Genomic DNA, 18,320 nt, shown 5'->3' with positions numbered 1-18,320 from the left:
CGCCGGAGAAACGCTTCATGCCACTCGCTAAAATTATAATTTTATCTATCACCTTACTGATGATGAGCTGCAGTTCTAAAGATCAGACAGTGGCCAACACGCATCCTGATAATTTAGCTGTGGAAGGTATTAGCGTACCGCTTAATGTACATAGCCGTGCGCCGACTCTGTCTTGGCATGCCAATGTAGATGAACAGACGCATTATCAAATTCAAGTAGCCACGAGTGTGACAGCGCTTATTGAAGGTCAACCGGATTTGTGGGATTCCGGTAAAACAGAATCTAGCCGGTCGATCAATATTGGCTATAAAGGAAAGACTTTAGCAAGCAGGCAAAAAGCGCATTGGCGAGTTCGCGTTTGGTCTAGAGCTAATTCGTTAGAATCAGATTGGAGTGAAATAAGTCATTGGGAAATGGGCTTAACCACTAACGCAGGTTGGTCTGCGAAATGGATCATGGCAAATAGACCTGAGGCATCTGCGCTTTCTCCTCAAGTATCCCAGTGGATTTGGAATGCAGCTAGCGACCAAAACCCGCAGAAGACGCGACCTGAATATATTGTAAAGAAGCTACAGGAACAGCCTACGGCCTCCTTATTAAGGCGCCAATTCAATATTGATAAGAAAGTGGTAGGCGCAAGGTTACATAGCACCGCTGCTGGCTATTACGAAATATTTATAAACGGCAAAAAGGTAGATTCGCGGATCATGGATCCTGGACAAACCGATTACGAAGAACGAATTCTATATAACACTGACGCCGTTGAGGACTTAATAACACCGGGTGACAATGTTATTGCCGCTCATTTAGGTAGTGGTTGGTACAGCGAAGAAATTGCTTTTTCTAAGCCAGATAAAAACTTGTCGTACGGTCAACCTAAGCTTATCGCTCAGTTAGAGATCGTCTTTGAGGACGGTAGCTCACAAACGGTTAGTACGGACAACTCATGGTATTGGCATACTTCACCAGTATTAAAAGAGGGGTTGTTTTCAGGTGAGTTATTTGACCAACGCTACGCGATAGATAACTGGATGACGAAAAAGGATACAGAGCTATCCGATGCTTGGGAAAATGTAAAATCGCTGCAAAGTTGGCCAACAAAATCTCTAGAACCTCAATTAATACAGCCAGTCCGCGTCGCTGATAAGCTGGTGGCTGAACGTATCCTTTCACCAAGAAAAGATGTGTGGGTATTCGATTTCGGCCAGAATTTTACAGGGATCCCTGAGCTGAACATAGCATTGTTAGACTTAGAAGAAGGCCAAGCTGTTTATCTAAAGTATGCTGAGTGGATTGATGATGATGGCAACATCAGTCAGAAAAGTGGTGGTGCTGCCCCGAAACTTAAGCAAACCGATGCATATATTGCTGGCAAAACTAACCCCAAAAAGTGGCGACCAATTTTTACTTGGCACGGTTTTCGTTATGTTGAAGTGGTTGGTTTAAAGTCGAAGCCTAAGCTCGACGCCATAAACGCATATCTGGTCAGAAGCGATGTGCCTGTAAGTGGTCATTTCTCAAGCTCGGATGACATGATTAATAAAGTTCATGACATGGCGTTATGGGGTTATCAAAGCAACTTAATAAGTGTTCCTTTTGATTGCCCGATTCGAGAGCGGGCAGGGTGGACTGGAGATGCGCATGCCGCTTTAATTACCGGGAACTATAACTTTAATCTAGAGAATTTTTGGTCAAAGTACCTAGGTGATTTTCGCACCTCGCCATATGTGGCACCTACTGTTGTACCTGGCAGGAGGTCACAAGGTGGGAAGTTTGATTGGGCCGTAGCTGAAATTATCATCGCCTGGGAACACTATCGTCATCATGGTGATATTACTGTGCTTACCGACCAATATGATAGCTTGCAGGAGTACATGGATGCGGGGCAGGTGGAATTAGACAATAACATGATAAGAACTGGCTACGGCGATTGGTGTGATCCAGTTAGAGAGCCTGGTATGGCAAGAGTTGGGGGAAGATGTACGCCGCAGCATACAAGCCATATTGTCACCAGTTCTGCTTTGTTTGCGCATGGTGCTGACCTGATGGCAAAGATATCGGAAGCGTTAGGTAAAAACACTCAGCAGGCTTTTTACAAACAACTTTTCGAGTCGGTTAAGAACCAATTTAACGAAGAAGTATTCGATCAGAATGCGGGACATTACGGTAGTCAAACTGCTGATGCAATGGCGTTAGCGTTTGGTATTGTCCCTAAAGACATGGAACACCAGGTTGCTGACAAATTGAATGAAGACGTAGTGGTTAATTGGGGCGGGCATGCATCGGTCGGGGCCTTAGGGCAAACTTATCTTTACCGAGCACTAAGTGATTACGGTTATGCAGACACCGCTTTTAATATTTTCAAAGCCGAAGGGTACCCTGGCTACCCTTATCTCATTAAGGAGCTAAACGCTACTACACTGTGGGAGCGAAAAGGTGGGTTTAAGCCTAAAGATAAACTTACTTTAGATGATGCTCCGGGCCGGTCGCTAAACCATCCGTTTCACTCAGGATATGACGGGTGGTTCTATGAAGGCCTAGGCGGGATTAGACCTTTCAAGGACACAGTAGGGTTTCAAACTTTTCAGCTTAAACCTGTATTTCCAACATCTTTGAACGCCGTAGATGTTAGTTACAACACGGGGTATGGGAAAATTGAAAGCCGATGGCGCAGAGCGAATAATCAAATAATTTGGGATTTTGTGATACCTCAAAATACCAAAGCGACAGTGTTCGTACCGAATCTAGAGCCGCGTATGTATAAACCAGGTAAGCATACAGTTGTGCTTGGAAATTAAATGATGAACAACAGTGCATAGAATGTATAGGGAGCAGCTATGAAAATTAGTAAATTTTCGCTACCCAGTAAACTACTGCCTGTAGTCGTCTGTGCAATGATCTGTATTAGTTTGCAAGGTTGTGCAAGCAAGCCTATTGCCGAACCTGAAGAGGTGAGCATTCAAGATGAAAAACTCCCTAACATCGTACTGATACTGTCTGATGATCATGCTTGGAATGATTACAGTTTCATGGGCCACGATATTGTACAAACTCCGAACCTAGATAAATTAGCAGCTGATGGCATCACGTTCAGGCATGCGTACGTGCCCACTTCTTTGTGTAGGCCGTCACTTGCAACTATCGCTACAGGATTGTATGCGTATCAACACGGCATCACGGGGAATAATCCATCTAAAATGGTGCCTGGTGGTAAAGAGGGGCAAAAATATCATCGCTTAAGAGAACAAATAATTGCGAAGATTGACAAGGTTAAAACGCTTCCGCAACTGCTTAAAGACAAAGGCTATATTTCCCTTCAAACTGGGAAGTGGTGGGAAGGGAGTTATTCTAGAGCTGACTTCGATGAAGGAATGACTCTTGGGTTCCCTCAACTTGGAGGAAGACACGGCGACGATGGCTTAAAAATAGGCAGACAAGGAATTGAGCCCATTACAGATTTCATTGACCGAATGGATGAACAAAACAATCCATTTTTTGTCTGGTATGCGCCTTTCATGCCTCATGCGCCCCACACACCACCCACGCGTATTTTAGAAAAATACGCTAGCTTTGATTTACCTGAATCCATTGCAAAATACTACGCAATGATAGAATGGTTTGATGAAACAACTGGCCAATTATTTGAACATATAGAAGAACGGGGCCTGTCAGACAATACTCTGGTTGTTTATGTTTCGGATAATGGTTGGATTACAAACCCTACTCAAGAGGGCCGATTTTTACCAAAATCTAAACAGAGTCCTAATGAAAGCGGTGTACGTACTCCCATAATCTATTCTTTGCCGTCCAAGTTTAAATCTGGATTTCGAGACGACTTAGTGAGCAGTATCGATATTGTCCCGACTATATTAGGCGCGACAGGTATAGAGGTACCGCCAGAGTTACCAGGTATAAATCTGTACGACAACTTGGTCAATGGTGAGCCTCTAGACAGAGACACTGTTTTTGGTGAAGGGTATGCTCATGATATGGATATAATAGACGATCCAGAATCGACACTTTTGTATCGATGGGTAATTAAAGGAGATTGGAAGCTAATCGTGAGTTATGACGGGAAAAATGCCAGTTATCAAAAGTATCATGATCAATTCCTAGTTGGGCCTCGTCTTTACAATTTGGCAGAGGATGAACACGAAAAGATTAATTTGGCTGCTAAGTATCCTCAAAAAGTGAACCTACTAAAAGACGAATTAGTGCAGTGGTATAAGCTCGAAGAAAGAAAAATGATCAAATAAAGGACCTAATAACGAGCAAGCATTTATCAATTTGTTTGCTCATTATGTTTGCAATGACTAGGGCCAATGTCTTTTTCCAATCTGTATATCGTAAAGCAGTTAACCACGATAACGCTCAATTCGAGCAATACTCCACCTATTGAGCCAATATAAATATTATTCGTTAGCCAAAAAATTGCTCCACATATAAATAATCGACGCATGGTAATACCTGACGCATAAAAAATTGCATATGTTCCAACGCAAGCCCCAAAAACGGGGAAAATATCAATCCAACGCTCAACGTTAGATGCACCCCAGACGATATTTAACAGAATAAAGACAATCCCAAAGCTTTTGTGATTGGATTTGATGGAAACGATTGTTCTTAAAAAATTGAGGCCGTTAGCTATCATTCCGGTCGTAGAGCCTAACAGCATGAAATGAATCGTCTGCAAGGCAAACATGGCGATAAGGCTAAGTTTCAATTTAATATCTTTTTTCTGGGTAAAAGTGAATATTGCAACTAGAAAGCCTAATACCCCAAATATCTGGCCCAAAATCTCCAACGTCATAATAGACCTTCGCTTTTTGAGTTGAGTAAAATTTACGTGGCATAGTTCAAAGCTATGCACACAAACTGGTTTGCCTGCGTTGGCGGTAAGTGTTTAGTTAATATCTAAATCCCAGGTTTTTGTATCAAGGATTTGCTCTATAGAGGCTAAGTGATGAGCCTCTTTAATAGCAGGCTCATCAGTATTCCTAATCGCTGAATTCCTTTATTAAGCTGTTAATGGTTTCTTTTGCATCCCCTAACACCATTCTTGTATTGTCTTTAAAAAATAGTGGGTTATCGACACCGGCAAAACCTGCATTAATGGAGCGTTTGAGTACGAAGACCGATTTCGCTCTATACGCTTCAATGACCGGCATACCGTAGATGGGGCTGCCTTTCATTTCCTTCGCTGCAGGGTTGACTACATCATTAGCACCAATAACAATCACGACGTCGTAGTTTTCCATCCTTGGGTTTACATCATCCATTTCATACAGTTGGTCGTATGGTACGTCAGCTTCTGCAAGAAGCACATTCATGTGCCCTGGCATTCGCCCCGCAACAGCGTGAATAGCGTAATCAACACTGCATCCGTTATCTTCCAACAATGTTTGCAATTCTCTGACGGCATGCTGAGCTTGTGCAACAGCCATACCGTACCCAGGAATGACTAGCACAGCTTGTGCCGCTTCTAGCACGTAAAAAGCATCTTGCGGTGAAAGGATTTTCACTTCGCCCTTGATTACTTCCCCTTGCTCAATAGGCTTAGAGAAACCTGAAAGTAAGACATTCATAAGGGACCGATTCATCGCTTTACACATTATATTGGTGAGAATAAGACCCGAGGCGCCTACTAAAAGCCCTGTTACAATTAGAATGGTATTGCCGATAGCTAAGCCTGCAGCAGTTGCTGCAATCCCTGAGTAACTATTCAACAGTGCAATCACAACAGGCATGTCCGCTCCGCCAATTGAGATCGTAGCCCAAAGACCAAAACTTAATCCCAGTATAATAATTACATATAGCCACAGCCCATTGAGAGGTTCTAATACAAAGAGAATACCCGCTATAACCATACCCACTAGATGCAATATGCTTAGTTCTCTTAGGCCTTTGAATATAAAGGCTTTAGAGGACATTTTGCCAGATAGTTTCCCCCATGCGACTAAAGACCCTGAGAATGTTATTCCACCTATTAATAGCGTTATAAGCAGCGTTACCAATAATGTATGATGATTCGATCCTGGGGGTTCTACTCCAATACTCAGAACTGTAGACCAAGCTAGTAGCAAAGAAGCCGCTCCTCCGAAGCCGTTGAATAATGAGACCATTTCAGGCATTTGTGTCATTTGTACTGATCGTGCTTTCCAACCGCCATAGCATGCGCCAATAAGCATGCCTGCAAAAATATATTGGTAAGTTATGATCTGGTGGTCTAGCAGCGTGGCGACGACTGCTACTAGCATCCCTATAGCTGAAATAAAGTTTCCTTTTCGTGCACTACCTGGATGACTGAGCAGCTTCAAGCCAAAAATAAACAGCCCAGCGGCCACAACATAAGTAAGATTTATGATAATTTCTATAGTCATTTGGAGCGGCCTTTAATTAGAATCTTTCTTTTTGAACATGCTAAGCATTCGATCAGTTACTAAATAGCCACCTACCACGTTAATGCTCGCCAAGGTAACTGCGGCGGTGCCCAGTATGGTTGTTAGAAGGTCATGATCTGCACCAGAGGCCACAAGAGCGCCAACTAACGTGATACCCGATATAGCGTTTGAACCAGACATTAACGGTGTGTGAAGGGTGGCAGGAACTTTTCGGATTAATTCGAAACCAAGAAATGCTGCGAGCAGCACAATGAAAAATAGATAGATAGTTTCCACGTTAAGCTCCTTTGTATGCTTCGATTAGCATATCGTTTGTAATAGATCCGTTATGGGTAATAACACAGTTAGTAAGAATGTCGTCTTCTAGATCGAGCAGGAAATTTCCGGTATCTGCATCTATAAACTCATCAAGTAGATTGAAGATATTATTGGCATACATATCAGTTGCATCGCGAGCCACCTCTTGGCTCCAGTTACCGTTTCCTACTAAGGTGACGCCATTTATTTTGATAGTTTCACCAGCCTTAGAGCCTTCCACATTGCCCCCAGATTGAGCAGCCATATCGACTACCACGCTGCCTAACTTCATCTTTTCAAGGGTGCTGCTCTTTATCAGTAACGGGGGCTTTCTACCGAAAAGTTGTGCAGTTGTAATAACGATGTCTGAGTCAACGATTGCTTTTTGCTGGGCGGCTTCTAACTTATGTTTCTGCTGTTCTGTTAGCTCTTTCGCATAACCATCTTTTGTTTCGCCAGTATCTCCGATATCAATTTTTAAAAATTTGGCTCCCAATGACTCAACTTGTTCAGCAACAATCGGTCTGGTGTCGTAAGCTAATACACTTGCGCCTAACCGCTTTGCGGTGGCAATAGCTTGTAGCCCAGCCACCCCAGCCCCAATAATAAATATCTTCGCGGGTTTGATTGTTCCTGAAGGAGTCATCATCATAGGTAAAATTGAAGGTAAGTTACCCACTGCTTTCATTACCATGACATACCCAGCCAAACTGGCTTGAGAACTAAGTGCATCCATTTTCTGAGCTCTTGACGTCCTGGGGATCATTTCAACAGACAAAGTAGTAATGCCGGTCTGACATAGTTTGGTGACCAATGATTTTTGGAAGAAGGGGTCAATATGGCCAATCACAATTGCATTATTCGCCAGTCGAAGGATGAACTCTTCATTAGGACTGTTAACACACAATAGGATATTAATTTGGGAGATAATGGGTTCAATTGTATCGACAACGTGAGCGCCAGCTGCTTCAAACTCTTTATCTTCGTAAAGCGATAGGGCGCCGGCATCTTGCTCAATAAATACATCAATACCTTTACGGGTTAGTTTGGCTACGGTATTCGGTGACGCCGCACATCGCTTTTCTGTGTGCGAGGTTAAAAGCGCACGCTTTGCTTCATTTAAGATTAGGATTTTCAATTATCTCTCCTTTTTTGCTAACAGGAGAATGAGTAAACGACTCATTCAGTACACGTTTTCTGTCGTTTACTGATTTAGAGGTGCCGAGTAAAAGCTAGTGAAATGAGCCCGCGATTTCGATTATTTATATTCTTGTGTTGAGATCGCGCGCTTGAATATTAGTATGAGCGGTTAAAATTACTCAAGATGAAACACCTGCGACAACTCAGTCGTAACCGGCTCGTTATCGTCAAAGGTTTCCATAATATCTGCCATGTACGCCCACCATTTTTTTACTATGGGGTTTAGAGGGAGTGACTCCATGGTGTGCGTATCCTCGCGTTTCAATACTGCAAACAGTTTGTTAGACCTTGCTTCATAAAAAATGCTGTAGTCGGAGACACCAGAGCTCTTTAGTTCATGCACTAACTCAGGCCAAATTTCATCATGTCGTTTTTTATATTCGACTTCAAAACCTGGCTTGAGCGTCATTACAAATGCTATTTTTTCCATTTTTACTGCTCGAAGTTATTAAGGTAATTTTTCCACTGATCTAGTGACGTAATTTCACCAGCCCCTTCCCAGCCGAAACCTGAGTAATATGTTAATTTGCCAATTTGAGAAGATTGCGTTACCAACCATATATGGCTCGTATCTTTGGTCTTTGAAGGAGTGTGAATTATCTTCTTGACCTGGCTTGGTTCAATTAAAGCGCCGGTTCCTAGTCCTTTTTGGTCTATTTCCTCCCATGCGGCGATCCAGCCTTGTTGCTTGTTCTGATATACGCTGGCTTTCTCATCGTGAGTGGCAACGCCTATAGCAATAGGGAGCGAGGCAGGAGCTCCATTTAAGTAAAAAATAGAGTCGACTTTGTACAACTGAGAGCCGAGAGATAGCGACACTGTTTTCTCTTCTTTAACTTTACCTAATGGCGTTTCAAAATCGTAATAGAGCGTAAACTTAACTTCGTCACCATTATTTTGATGTATTTTATACGTCGTAAAGTTATGTGCGTAATAGGGGGTGTCATCTACCCAAACTGCGCTACCACCAACACCGCGACTGATACCCGTGTGGTATGGGTCGTAACCTTCCCCTCTGTCTTTGTGGTATGTTTGTCCTGCGAAATGCATTTCATACCACTTATCAATAATTGAGTAATCTACTTTTTTCAGCCAAGCGTCGACACCGCTCGCATGCCCGGCTAATGGTGCTGCAGGTCCATATACTCTAAATGCTACTTTGTCGTTTTCCCAAGCAAAGTCGTCACGTCTCTCAGGTACAAATGAAGCGTATGATTTTACTTTATCTGCGTTTTCATTTGGTTGCGCTTGTTCATCAGATTGAATTCCTGATGAACAACCAAAAAGGAACGAGGCTGCAAGTATTGTCGTAACTGGGACAAACGCCCACTTAGGTATATACATCTTAAAACTCCTACAACTATTCGAAACTAAGGAAAATACATTACCGTCAATGGGCATTTTCTATGAAGCCTTAAGCAGAGGTTCTGAGAAAACATAGATTGACATAACGGGTTAATTTTTGCGATGTGACCGATAATGATTGATATTGCAGTATTATGAGCCTGATTGCAATGACATATTATGCGAGAATATATAAACAGTTGCCCATCTTACAGCCTCTTGCTTGCCAGGGTGCATAAGATGGTAGGTTTGCTCTATTTTTTTATTGATTTTTGATTTACTTAATCGCAACAAATTGATTGAGTATGGTTAACAAGTGATTTATATTTCCCGAAAATGATCGTTAATGATTTTTTAAGGAGAGGGAAATGCTAAAAGTAAACACAAGAAAACTCTATTTGGCTGCAGCAATATCATCCGCTTTTGCTTGCGTTACAATGAGTTCCCAGGCGCAGGTTTCTCAAGACGAGAGTGAAGGAAACCCAGAAACAGAAGTGATTGAAGTTCGAGGAATTAGAAGCGCATTGGCGAGTGCGTTAGCAGAAAAACGTTCTGCCGATAGTATTAAAGAAGTTATTCAGGCAGAAGATATCGGCAAGCTACCAGATCAAAACCTTGCTGAGGTACTTGAAAATGTAACTGGTGTGCAAATCGACCGCACCGCAGGTGTTGGTACTGGTGTTCAGATTCGAGGTACCAGCGCCAATAGAGTTGAAATAAACGGGGTTTCTACTGTAGGTAGTGGTAGTGGGCGCTCTGGTATCAGTTTTGATGACTTGCCTGCAGCGCTAATATCCTCATTAGAAGTGATTAAGGTACCAACCGCTAAAACGATTGAAGGTTCTGTCGGCGGTACGATAAACCTCAGAACCCTTAGAGCTCTAAGCTTAAATGAACAGTTGCTTTCATTTCGAGCCCAAGCTGAAAATAGCGATTTGGCAGATTCTACATCGCCGAGAGTTTCCGCAACCTTTGGAGACAATTGGGATACCGACTTTGGACGAGTTGGGATTGTGCTTACAGGGAGTTATGCCGAACAGCAGGTTGCATCCTTCGATCCTAGGCTCGATCGGGATCGAGAGGTGTTACCGGGTTCTGGAAGTGGAAGTGCAGAGTCTTTTCCATTTCTAAGAACGCAGTTTCTGGAGCAAATGACAACACGATACGAATACGAGACTAATAACTTTACTGCCTCCGTAGAATTCGAGCCTATGGATAACCTAAAGTTATACTTTGACGCAACGGTCAACAAACAAGAACGAGCGCAGAAGACATCTAGAGCCTACATATCGGGTACTGGTGGCTCTGCCGTGGTAGATAATACGGTAAATAATGAATTTGAAACGATTAATTTAGGGACAATAGATGGCCCTAACGGTCCCCTTGAATTGGGAGAAGTTCAAGCGGTGCTAAGTGGGACGTTAGGTGTTGGCGTTGATAGTAACAATAATAATATTGATCCCAATCTACGTGTTGGCACTATTACCGGCTCGCGCATTACAGATAGTGATGTTTTCGCAACCGGATTTGAGTGGGAATTAGATCGACTTAAATTGAATTCTGAAATCTCTTATTCTAGCTCAGATTCAACGTTCCCTAGATTGAATACCGATCTCGATTTCATTAATCCTTTTGGGCCACAACCTTCTGCTGGCCTCAGTATTGATAACGGCGTGCCGATTGATTTCGATGCTTCTGGCGGAATGCTTCAATTTGGAATAGCGCAAGGAATGGACACCTCTCCACTGAGTGAGGATCTGCTTAATCCAGCAAATTATGCTCTACGTGGTGTAGGAGTCGGGCGAAACTCTCAGGAGAATGCCGAGACTGCTTTTAGAGTCGACGGTTCATATGACATATCAGATCTAAACCCCTATTTTTCAGATATTAAAGCAGGGGTACGTTGGAACCAAAATGAAGCCCTTAGTAATAACGTAAATTCATCATCCAATTTTTCAAACCCTAATACAACGTTTTATCGACCTACTGCGGATCTCTTCGCGGATGTAGTCGCGCCAGGTCCGAGTAATTTTAATGAAGCTGATAGTAGGCGTTTATATATTGCTGATTATCTTGGAATCGATGCTGACGTCGCATTCTCGAACCCTGAAATGGTTCTCAGCGCTTTAAACGAAGCAATAATAGCTAATAACGCCACACAGATTGCCAACGGTAATATTACTGAAGGTTATGCAACTCTTGCTGAGCCTTCATTACAACTCGACTCTTTTTTTGATATAGAAGAAGAAACTACAGCACTTTACGTTCAAGGCGATTTCCATTTTTACGTAAATGATATCCCTATTCGTGGCAATTTGGGCCTGCGTTACATTGACACAGAAGTAACATCAGTTGGTAATAATATTGAAAATGGACAGGCAACTGGGCTCCGAGAAGAGACATCATCATATGATTATTTTTTGCCACGTTTTAGCCTTGCTGCCGAAGTTATCGATGATCTGGTTTTACGAGGTGGGATAGCAAAAGATATACGTAGACCTGATTTTGATAACCTGTCTACGTCGATAAATTTCCCAGGAGGAGCGGGAGCTGCTGTTCAAGTGGGTAATCCTGGGTTAACGCCTGAAGAAGTTCTTTCTTATGATATTTCTGCCGAATATTACTTTTCAAACTCTAGTGTTGTCAGTGTTGGGTTTTTCCATAAAAAACGCACTGATATTTTTGCCGCTGTGAGAGATAACCCAGAAGAGCCTATTGGTGAAAATGGACAAATAGAACGTGATATTACCGACCCATGTGAAGGGGGCGGTATATGGAATCCAACGGTAACGGATCGCAATGTTTGGTCATCAGTACCGGGAACTGGAATTTGTGTGCCATTGCAAACTACGATTAATTTGCCAAATGAGGAAACGCAAACGGGTGTTGAGATAGCGTTTCAGCATGATTTATCAGCATACGAAGATACACTTGGTTGGGCTTCAGGGTTTGGTCTTATCGCTAATTACACTTATCAAGAATCGGGGTCTAATATTGACACCTTTAGACCTGCTACCGGTGATGGGAATGCTCTGAATAACCTTTTAGGACGAACAGATACCGATCAATCGACCTCGACACTCAGCGATGACATCGTAGAAGAGCGAATTGAACTAGAAGATTTATCCAAAAACGCATACAACATCACACTGTTTTATGACAAATACGATCTTAGTATCAGAGCTCGTTACACGTGGAGATCGTCGTTCAAAACGGGCAACTTGATCAGTTTCGATATGCCAAGAATTGTTGATGATAGAGCGCAACTGAATATGAGCGTTAGCTATGATATTAACGATTCTATGAGTGTAGGTTTAGAAGGAATAAACCTTCTCAGGGAAGATAGAACACAATGGTGTGTCAATGAAGGGGCCTTGTTGTGTGAGCAGGGGTTAACAGATCGTCGAATCATTCTTGGTGTGACAGCGAATTTTTAACTATTTTAATTTAGCCTATCCCTAAATTTTTTAACGGTGCCCCCAATAGTCGTTGTCGGCGAGTATTGGGGGCGTAATACTCTCAACTCACTTCAGTTTTCTAAACTCATTGTATATTTCTTGGGGATTGACCAGTATAGTCGAATAGGAGACATATTTGTCATTGCCTTCATCTATCAGGAGCATCAAATGTACGAAGACCTTATTTTGCTAATCCCATTGGCAATATTAGTTATCGGTACAATGCTGGTAATTCGCTATCCGAAAAAAACAACCACTGGTGATTAACAAAAAGGTTAAGCATTTATCTCTAATGGCATAAGGAGCGCATCTAACAGATTATTTTGGGGATATCACTCCACTTGGTGGTGTATTGCGGTGAAAGGAACTCCCGTCGCATAGCGAACTTTTGCTCAAAGCCTTTCGCCGCCATTCGAACTGTTGAGCGGCCATACCTGGCATTGATATTATCCATACAAGACATGAGCTTGGCATTGTCATTTGAAGGGCTAAATAAGTCGTATTGAAACAACCCTTCGTCGTGTAAATCCAATAACCCAACACCGCATTTATAATAACGAACACCTGATTGATATAGTTGCACCATGGCACTTTCAATGACTTTAATGATGTTGCGGGTGTCATTAGTAGGCACAGTAAAGCGATGAAAATACGAACGGCGAAAATAACCTTCCGTGTCGTGGGGTGAACTCGTCGCAAAGAGCGTCATACTTCCAGTCAGACTCTTCTGTCTGCGCAGCTTTATCGAAACCGTTTCTGCATGGCTAGCTAACGCACTGCGTAGCTCGTTGAATTCCGTAATCCGATTACCAAAGCTCCTAGTGCTGTATATCTCTTTTTTAGCCGCACGCACACTATCCCAATTATGGCGCACCTCACCGTTTAGCTCTCGCACTGTATTCTCCACAATTATCGAGAACTCCTTTCGAATTTGCGACGGGTCTCGATTCGCTAGCTCCCATGCTGTATTCACTCCTAAGGCATTCAGTCGTAACCCTAAACGTTTACCAATGCCCCACACTTCGGTTACTTCCATTTTGGACAACACGTCTTTACGGGTAGCTTCGGTATCTAGGACTGCGACGCCTTTAAAGCCTTCGACTTTTTTTGCTGCGTGATTAGCGACTTTGGATAATGTGGGGGTTGGGCCAATCCCCACACAAATAGGCAGTCTGACTTCACGCCAGACAGTTTTTCTAATCTGCGTCGCTAGGGTTGCCCAGCCTTCTTGGGGCGGCGCTGCCTCTTTACCGTAATACAGAAAGCACTCATCAATAGAGTACACATTAATATCAGGGGCAAAACGGGCGCAGGTGTCCATCATGCGCTGACTCAAATCAGCGTAAAGTTCATAATTACTCGAGCGTATGACGGCCCCTGCGGCCTCAAGCTCCCTTTTCATCTGAAAGTACGGTACAAACTTCTTACCCACATCCAGGCGCTTAGCAATGCCACACGCAGCGCATATACAACCATCGTTATTCGTCAGTACCACGACAGGTTTATTGCGAATACTGGGGGCAAACACCTTCTCGCAACTGGCATACATACTGTTGGCATCACACAAGGCGAACATCAGAGCTGCTTCTTAAAAGGTCGGTGTAAGCGGATGGAGCGCGTAACTACCCCCTCAATCTGAAAATCGTCACCTTCTTGCAAAAAGTACGGTGGAAATCGCTTACTGGATGACAGTAAACAGCGCTGCACCTTATCGATTTTCTTGCATACGAATACACCGTTAAGGTTTGCCACCACAACGTCTTGGTCTTTAATTTCTAAAGCGCGGTCTACAATCAACAGGTCATCTGAGAAAATACCATCCCCTTTCATTGATTCCCCCTGAGCAATACCAATGTAGGTAGCAGAAGGATGGTCAATCAGTAGTTGGTCTAAATCTAGGTTAAGCTGTGTGTACTCTGCCGCAGGTGACTCAAAACCAACGATACCCGCAGACGCTTTTATTGGGATAAATTTCAACATGCACTGTAATTATATACAGTATTGTTTTATTTGAAATAAACTTCGTAATAACTTTTTAGGTGAAAAGAAAAAATGTCTACAAAGATAGGGGGAACAATATGTAGTGATGGTAAAACAAATATAGCCTAACCCGAGGGAAGCTTAGCAATCTAGAAATGACCAAAAATTAATCACGCACTTCTAGATATTTTGCTGATTCGCATTCATAAAAGTTTTGTTCTATAAAAAATCTTCACGCATAGGGCTAAATGTATCGATTAATAATCCACCAGTGATTGTTGTCGTTCCATGTTCAACGTTTGGAGGGATAATACAAGAGTCCCCACTTTTTAATATGCGCTCTTTACCGGCGATAGTGAAAATGAACTCGCCTTCTTCAACATAAGTGATTTGTGTATGATGATGCTGGTGCGCGTAGCCGATAGCGCCTTTATCAAACCATACCTTAACCGCCATAATATCTGCGTTGTAAGCAAGTATTTGTCGCTTAATGCCTTCTCCTAGGTCTTCAATTTCTCTCACTTGAGTGTTCATATAGCTCCCTTGTCTATAAATGTGAAAAAAGTAAAACGTTACTTGTAACAAAGTCACGCGTGCGCAAAAGAGTCAGTTTCGCGCGATAGCTTCATAATTAATCATTATCTGTCAAATGTGGACGGTGGAAAAGCAGTTTTTTAACGTTATGCATTGTTTTCTCCTACTTCGACCTCGGAAAAACGAGCGCAAAAACTCATTTAATGGGTTAGCTCGATAAACTTATCGCTTTTATCCATGAGTAAAAACTCGCTCTTTTACTTTATGAATAGGGCGACCATGACCATTTTTTCTCATTTCATCTAAAAGTTTTATTTTACCGCGTGGGTACTTAATTCTCGTTGATAAAGATGTTAATATATCCATTATTAATCATATCTAGTCAGGTGCAGTCATGAAAATCGCTTTAATGATGGAAAATAGTCAAGCAGCAAAAAATCCGATAATTCTTGGGGAATTGGAGTCTGTATCAAGTTCCCTGGGACATGATGTCTATAACGTTGGCATGAGCAGTGAGGGTGATCATCACCTTACGTATGTTCATCTAGGCATCATGGCTGGAATTTTATTAAACTCGAGTGCAGTCGATTTCGTTATTGCTGGTTGTGGCACAGGACAAGGCGCTCTTATGTCACTGAATGCTCAGCCTGGTGTATATTGCGGATATTGTATTGACCCGTCCGATGCATTTTTATTTAATCAAGTTAATAACGGCAATGCACTAGCCCTACCTTTTGCAAAAGGCTTTGGTTGGGGAGCAGAACTTAATGCTCGATACATATTTGAAAAAGCTCTTACGGGCGAGAGAGGAAATGGATATCCAGTAGAAAGAAAAGAACCTCAAGTTAAGAATGCTGCCATTTTAGCCGAACTTAAAGCTGGACTCGCCGCCGAAAGCTATGTGGATACCTTGAAAAAGATTGATCAAGACCTTGTAAAAGTCGCTGTCTCTGGAGAACGTTTTCAGCAATGCTTATTTGAAAATGGCCATGATGAGTCAGTGAAGGCCTACATAAAATCCTTGCTATCTTAGATAAATAACGAAAGAAGAGAGTGGGTTCTAGATGAGCCTGCTTTTTACTGTTTTATCCGATGGTTAAAGTTCCATTAGGATACAAGACTCTTACGCTACGTGGGCTGGCCAAGAAATATGCAAGTGTGAGAGGGCCTAAACGTCCGATGTACATGAGTATTATAATAATCAGCTCACCAATGTCTGATAGATCCCCTGTCAATCCTCTCGATAACCCTACAGTGCTGAGGGCTGAAATAGCTTCAAATACTACGTCAAGGAACGGTGCGTCTTCGGTTATCAATAATAGAAAAATAGCCATCCAGGATACACCAGTGGAAATAAGTGTCAGTGCGAGCGCTTTGTTCCTGGTTTCATAACTGATTGCTCTACCGTACAAGGTTGGGGAAGGATCTCGTTTTAAATAGCTGTAAGCGGATAGAATTAGCACGATAAAAGTGACCAGTTTTATTCCACTTGCTGTGCTCATGGACCCGCCGCCAACAAACATTAGCAGAAGCATGAGAAAGGTAGTGGCATTTTCAAGCTCTGAGATAGCTAATGTGTTGAATCCTGCCGTTCTTGGTGTTACGGCTTGAAACCAAGTCGCCCAAAATGCAGATACACCATCAAGAGAAGCTAAGGTATTTGGGTTGTCTTCTTCGATGAGATAGAAAAGTACGACCGCAACTATATTGACTACCACGGTTCCAAGAATCATTACTTTGCTATAGACAGATAGGCCTTGCCATTTACGCTTTCTAAGTAATTCGATCCAAACAGAGAACCCGAGCCCGCCGATAATAAAAAGTCCTGTGATGGTTAGGTTGATAGTGGGGCTATTAACATATGAAGATAAGCTGTCTTCAGTTAAGGCAAAACCGGCATTGTTGAAAGCTGAAATGGTATAGAAGAAAGCGTGGAAAAGTGCTTCGCTCCATGTTTTGGTTTGTAACCAAAACATGGATAATATTATGAAACCGACCAATTCTATGACAAAGGCGAAGATTAGTACTGACTTTGCAGTTGACACTAAGGTTGATAAGTCGGTCTGATTAAACGCTTCCTTGATTGCAGATTGTTGAATAAAACTGATTTTTCCACCCAGAGCAATAAGAGTAACAACAGCGAATGTCATTAACCCTAATCCACCTATTTGGATGAGTAATGCGATAATTGTTAGCCCTAACGTAGTAAAAACCGTGCCTGTGTCGACTACTACCAAGCCAGTAACCGTCACTGCTGACGTTGCGGTAAATAGGCTTTGTATCCATGATATTGGCTGTGTGGTCATGCCAGGGAGCATAAGGAGTATGGTGCCTATGAATATCACTCCCAAAAAGCTCAAAGAAAGAATAAGCGGTGGAGCGGCTTGAACTTTAGAGGCATTTTGAGTTTTTTTGTGAGATGGACGTTTCTGTAAACTCCATTTAGTCATCGTTCGAGCCTTGGGGCGATTTTAATAAGAGACTCACGTGGTCCACACAAAATAACGGTGTCACCTGCTATCAAGTCAAATTGTAAACTGGGGGACTGCTCGATATGTTGTCCTCGCTTTAACACAAGGCAAGACACTGTATTTTCATAACCTTTTAGTAGAGCTTGAATAGTGCGATCTGAAAAGGAGCTAGGCAAATTTATGTCAACGATGTATTGACCATGTCCTAGGCTTAAATAATCATTCACCATAGGATAATTCAACGCCTGAGCTACACGGGCTCCCATCTCTTCTTCTGGATGAATTATCCGCGATACACCCAACTTGGAAAGTATAGTGTGATGTGCAGAAGTATTTGCCTTAACCCATATATCTTTAACATTTAGTGATTTTAGGTTTAGGGTGCAAAGCAGACTGGCTTGCATGTCTTCACCTATGGCGACCAATACCGATTCGCTTTGCGATAAATTAAGGTCTTTAAGAACTTTCTCGTCAGTCGCATCACAAATTAACGTTTGAGTTAATTCACCAGCATGTTGCTCTGCTAGTTTTTCGTCTTTATCTATTCCGGTAACGGTATGTCCCATGTGGATTAATTCAAGACTGGCGGTCAAACCAAATCGACCTAAGCCAATAACGGTAAAATGTGCCATAAC

15 protein-coding genes are annotated in these 18,320 nt (G+C 42.5%); 4 read left to right on the top strand and 11 right to left on the bottom strand.

Annotation, left to right across the window (positions count from 1 at the left end; all coding sequences use genetic code 11):
• The first annotated feature begins 17 nt into the window (after window positions 1-17).
• Together AC0VYA_RS22280 and AC0VYA_RS22275 are read left to right on the top strand one after the other, a co-directional pair.
• The gene (locus tag AC0VYA_RS22280) at window positions 18-2,798 is read left to right on the top strand and encodes a family 78 glycoside hydrolase catalytic domain (RefSeq protein WP_475491132.1); all 2,781 of its coding nucleotides are present in this window, start codon (window positions 18-20) and stop codon (window positions 2,796-2,798) included.
• 39 nt (window positions 2,799-2,837) lie between these two features.
• A complete protein-coding gene (locus AC0VYA_RS22275) occupies window positions 2,838-4,256 on the top strand; it encodes a sulfatase family protein (RefSeq protein WP_475491131.1) in 1,419 nt (472 codons plus the stop codon).
• Between the two features lie 26 nt (window positions 4,257-4,282).
• On the opposite strand, the gene AC0VYA_RS22270 is transcribed toward AC0VYA_RS22275, so the two are convergent.
• From AC0VYA_RS22270 to AC0VYA_RS22245, 6 genes are all read right to left on the bottom strand, one after another.
• Window positions 4,283-4,810, bottom strand: coding sequence for a YgjV family protein (locus AC0VYA_RS22270; RefSeq protein ID WP_475491130.1), 528 nt, complete (start codon window positions 4,808-4,810; stop codon window positions 4,283-4,285).
• Between the two features lie 187 nt (window positions 4,811-4,997).
• Window positions 4,998-6,380: an NAD(P)(+) transhydrogenase (Re/Si-specific) subunit beta gene (locus tag AC0VYA_RS22265; RefSeq protein ID WP_475491129.1), complete on the bottom strand. Its 1,383-nt coding sequence runs from the start codon at window positions 6,378-6,380 to the stop codon at window positions 4,998-5,000.
• Between the two features lie 12 nt (window positions 6,381-6,392).
• The gene (locus tag AC0VYA_RS22260) at window positions 6,393-6,677 is read right to left on the bottom strand and encodes an NAD(P) transhydrogenase subunit alpha part 2 (RefSeq protein ID WP_475491128.1); all 285 of its coding nucleotides are present in this window, start codon (window positions 6,675-6,677) and stop codon (window positions 6,393-6,395) included.
• A 1-nt stretch (window position 6,678) separates the two neighbouring features.
• Entirely contained in the window at window positions 6,679-7,836 is a 1,158-nt protein-coding gene (locus tag AC0VYA_RS22255) for an NAD(P) transhydrogenase subunit alpha (protein ID WP_475491127.1), read from the bottom strand.
• A 177-nt stretch (window positions 7,837-8,013) separates the two neighbouring features.
• Entirely contained in the window at window positions 8,014-8,328 is a 315-nt protein-coding gene (gene rhaM / locus AC0VYA_RS22250) for an L-rhamnose mutarotase (RefSeq protein ID WP_475491126.1), read from the bottom strand.
• Between the two features lie 2 nt (window positions 8,329-8,330).
• On the bottom strand, window positions 8,331-9,242 hold the full coding sequence (locus AC0VYA_RS22245) for a DUF4861 family protein (RefSeq protein ID WP_475491125.1): 912 nt from the start codon (window positions 9,240-9,242) through the stop codon (window positions 8,331-8,333).
• Between the two features lie 368 nt (window positions 9,243-9,610).
• Here AC0VYA_RS22245 and AC0VYA_RS22240 point away from each other — a divergent pair, with 368 nt between their 5' ends.
• Entirely contained in the window at window positions 9,611-12,679 is a 3,069-nt protein-coding gene (locus tag AC0VYA_RS22240; RefSeq protein WP_475491124.1) for a TonB-dependent receptor, read from the top strand.
• Window positions 12,680-13,010: 331 nt separating this feature from the next.
• On the opposite strand, the gene AC0VYA_RS22235 is transcribed toward AC0VYA_RS22240, so the two are convergent.
• The 3 genes from AC0VYA_RS22235 to AC0VYA_RS22225 form a co-directional block, all read right to left on the bottom strand.
• Window positions 13,011-14,276, bottom strand: coding sequence for a Y-family DNA polymerase (locus tag AC0VYA_RS22235; RefSeq protein WP_475491123.1), 1,266 nt, complete (start codon window positions 14,274-14,276; stop codon window positions 13,011-13,013).
• Entirely contained in the window at window positions 14,276-14,680 is a 405-nt protein-coding gene (locus tag AC0VYA_RS22230; RefSeq protein WP_475491122.1) for a LexA family protein, read from the bottom strand. Before AC0VYA_RS22230 ends, AC0VYA_RS22235 begins: the two co-directional genes overlap by 1 nt.
• A gap of 219 nt (window positions 14,681-14,899) precedes the next feature.
• On the bottom strand, window positions 14,900-15,214 hold the full coding sequence (locus tag AC0VYA_RS22225) for a cupin domain-containing protein (protein WP_475491121.1): 315 nt from the start codon (window positions 15,212-15,214) through the stop codon (window positions 14,900-14,902).
• Between the two features lie 394 nt (window positions 15,215-15,608).
• Between AC0VYA_RS22225 and AC0VYA_RS22220 the strand changes: the two genes are divergently transcribed.
• A complete protein-coding gene (locus tag AC0VYA_RS22220) occupies window positions 15,609-16,247 on the top strand; it encodes an RpiB/LacA/LacB family sugar-phosphate isomerase (RefSeq protein ID WP_475491120.1) in 639 nt (212 codons plus the stop codon).
• A 52-nt stretch (window positions 16,248-16,299) separates the two neighbouring features.
• On the opposite strand, the gene AC0VYA_RS22215 is transcribed toward AC0VYA_RS22220, so the two are convergent.
• Window positions 16,300-17,664: a TrkH family potassium uptake protein gene (locus AC0VYA_RS22215; RefSeq protein WP_475491119.1), complete on the bottom strand. Its 1,365-nt coding sequence runs from the start codon at window positions 17,662-17,664 to the stop codon at window positions 16,300-16,302.
• The gene (locus AC0VYA_RS22210; RefSeq protein ID WP_475491118.1) at window positions 17,661-18,317 is read right to left on the bottom strand and encodes a potassium channel family protein; all 657 of its coding nucleotides are present in this window, start codon (window positions 18,315-18,317) and stop codon (window positions 17,661-17,663) included. Before AC0VYA_RS22210 ends, AC0VYA_RS22215 begins: the two co-directional genes overlap by 4 nt.
• Window positions 18,318-18,320 lie beyond the last annotated feature (3 nt).

The organism is Paraglaciecola sp. QJM3NY_14 (genome assembly GCF_056173245.1).
The sequence above is the reverse complement of the archived record's forward strand: the minus strand, read 5'-3'. Positions and strand labels throughout refer to the sequence as shown.

Coding starts and splice junctions, on each gene's coding strand:
- AC0VYA_RS22240 (WP_475491124.1), top strand. CDS start 9,611: ATGCTAAAAGTAAACACAAGAAAACTCTATTTGGCTGCAGCAATATCA.
- AC0VYA_RS22235 (WP_475491123.1), bottom strand. CDS start 14,276: ATGTTCGCCTTGTGTGATGCCAACAGTATGTATGCCAGTTGCGAGAAG.
- AC0VYA_RS22270 (WP_475491130.1), bottom strand. CDS start 4,810: ATGACGTTGGAGATTTTGGGCCAGATATTTGGGGTATTAGGCTTTCTA.
- AC0VYA_RS22210 (WP_475491118.1), bottom strand. CDS start 18,317: ATGGCACATTTTACCGTTATTGGCTTAGGTCGATTTGGTTTGACCGCC.
- AC0VYA_RS22265 (WP_475491129.1), bottom strand. CDS start 6,380: ATGACTATAGAAATTATCATAAATCTTACTTATGTTGTGGCCGCTGGG.
- rhaM (WP_475491126.1), bottom strand. CDS start 8,328: ATGGAAAAAATAGCATTTGTAATGACGCTCAAGCCAGGTTTTGAAGTC.
- AC0VYA_RS22230 (WP_475491122.1), bottom strand. CDS start 14,680: ATGTTGAAATTTATCCCAATAAAAGCGTCTGCGGGTATCGTTGGTTTT.
- AC0VYA_RS22220 (WP_475491120.1), top strand. CDS start 15,609: ATGAAAATCGCTTTAATGATGGAAAATAGTCAAGCAGCAAAAAATCCG.
- AC0VYA_RS22280 (WP_475491132.1), top strand. CDS start 18: ATGCCACTCGCTAAAATTATAATTTTATCTATCACCTTACTGATGATG.
- AC0VYA_RS22275 (WP_475491131.1), top strand. CDS start 2,838: ATGAAAATTAGTAAATTTTCGCTACCCAGTAAACTACTGCCTGTAGTC.
- AC0VYA_RS22245 (WP_475491125.1), bottom strand. CDS start 9,242: ATGTATATACCTAAGTGGGCGTTTGTCCCAGTTACGACAATACTTGCA.
- AC0VYA_RS22215 (WP_475491119.1), bottom strand. CDS start 17,664: ATGACTAAATGGAGTTTACAGAAACGTCCATCTCACAAAAAAACTCAA.
- AC0VYA_RS22225 (WP_475491121.1), bottom strand. CDS start 15,214: ATGAACACTCAAGTGAGAGAAATTGAAGACCTAGGAGAAGGCATTAAG.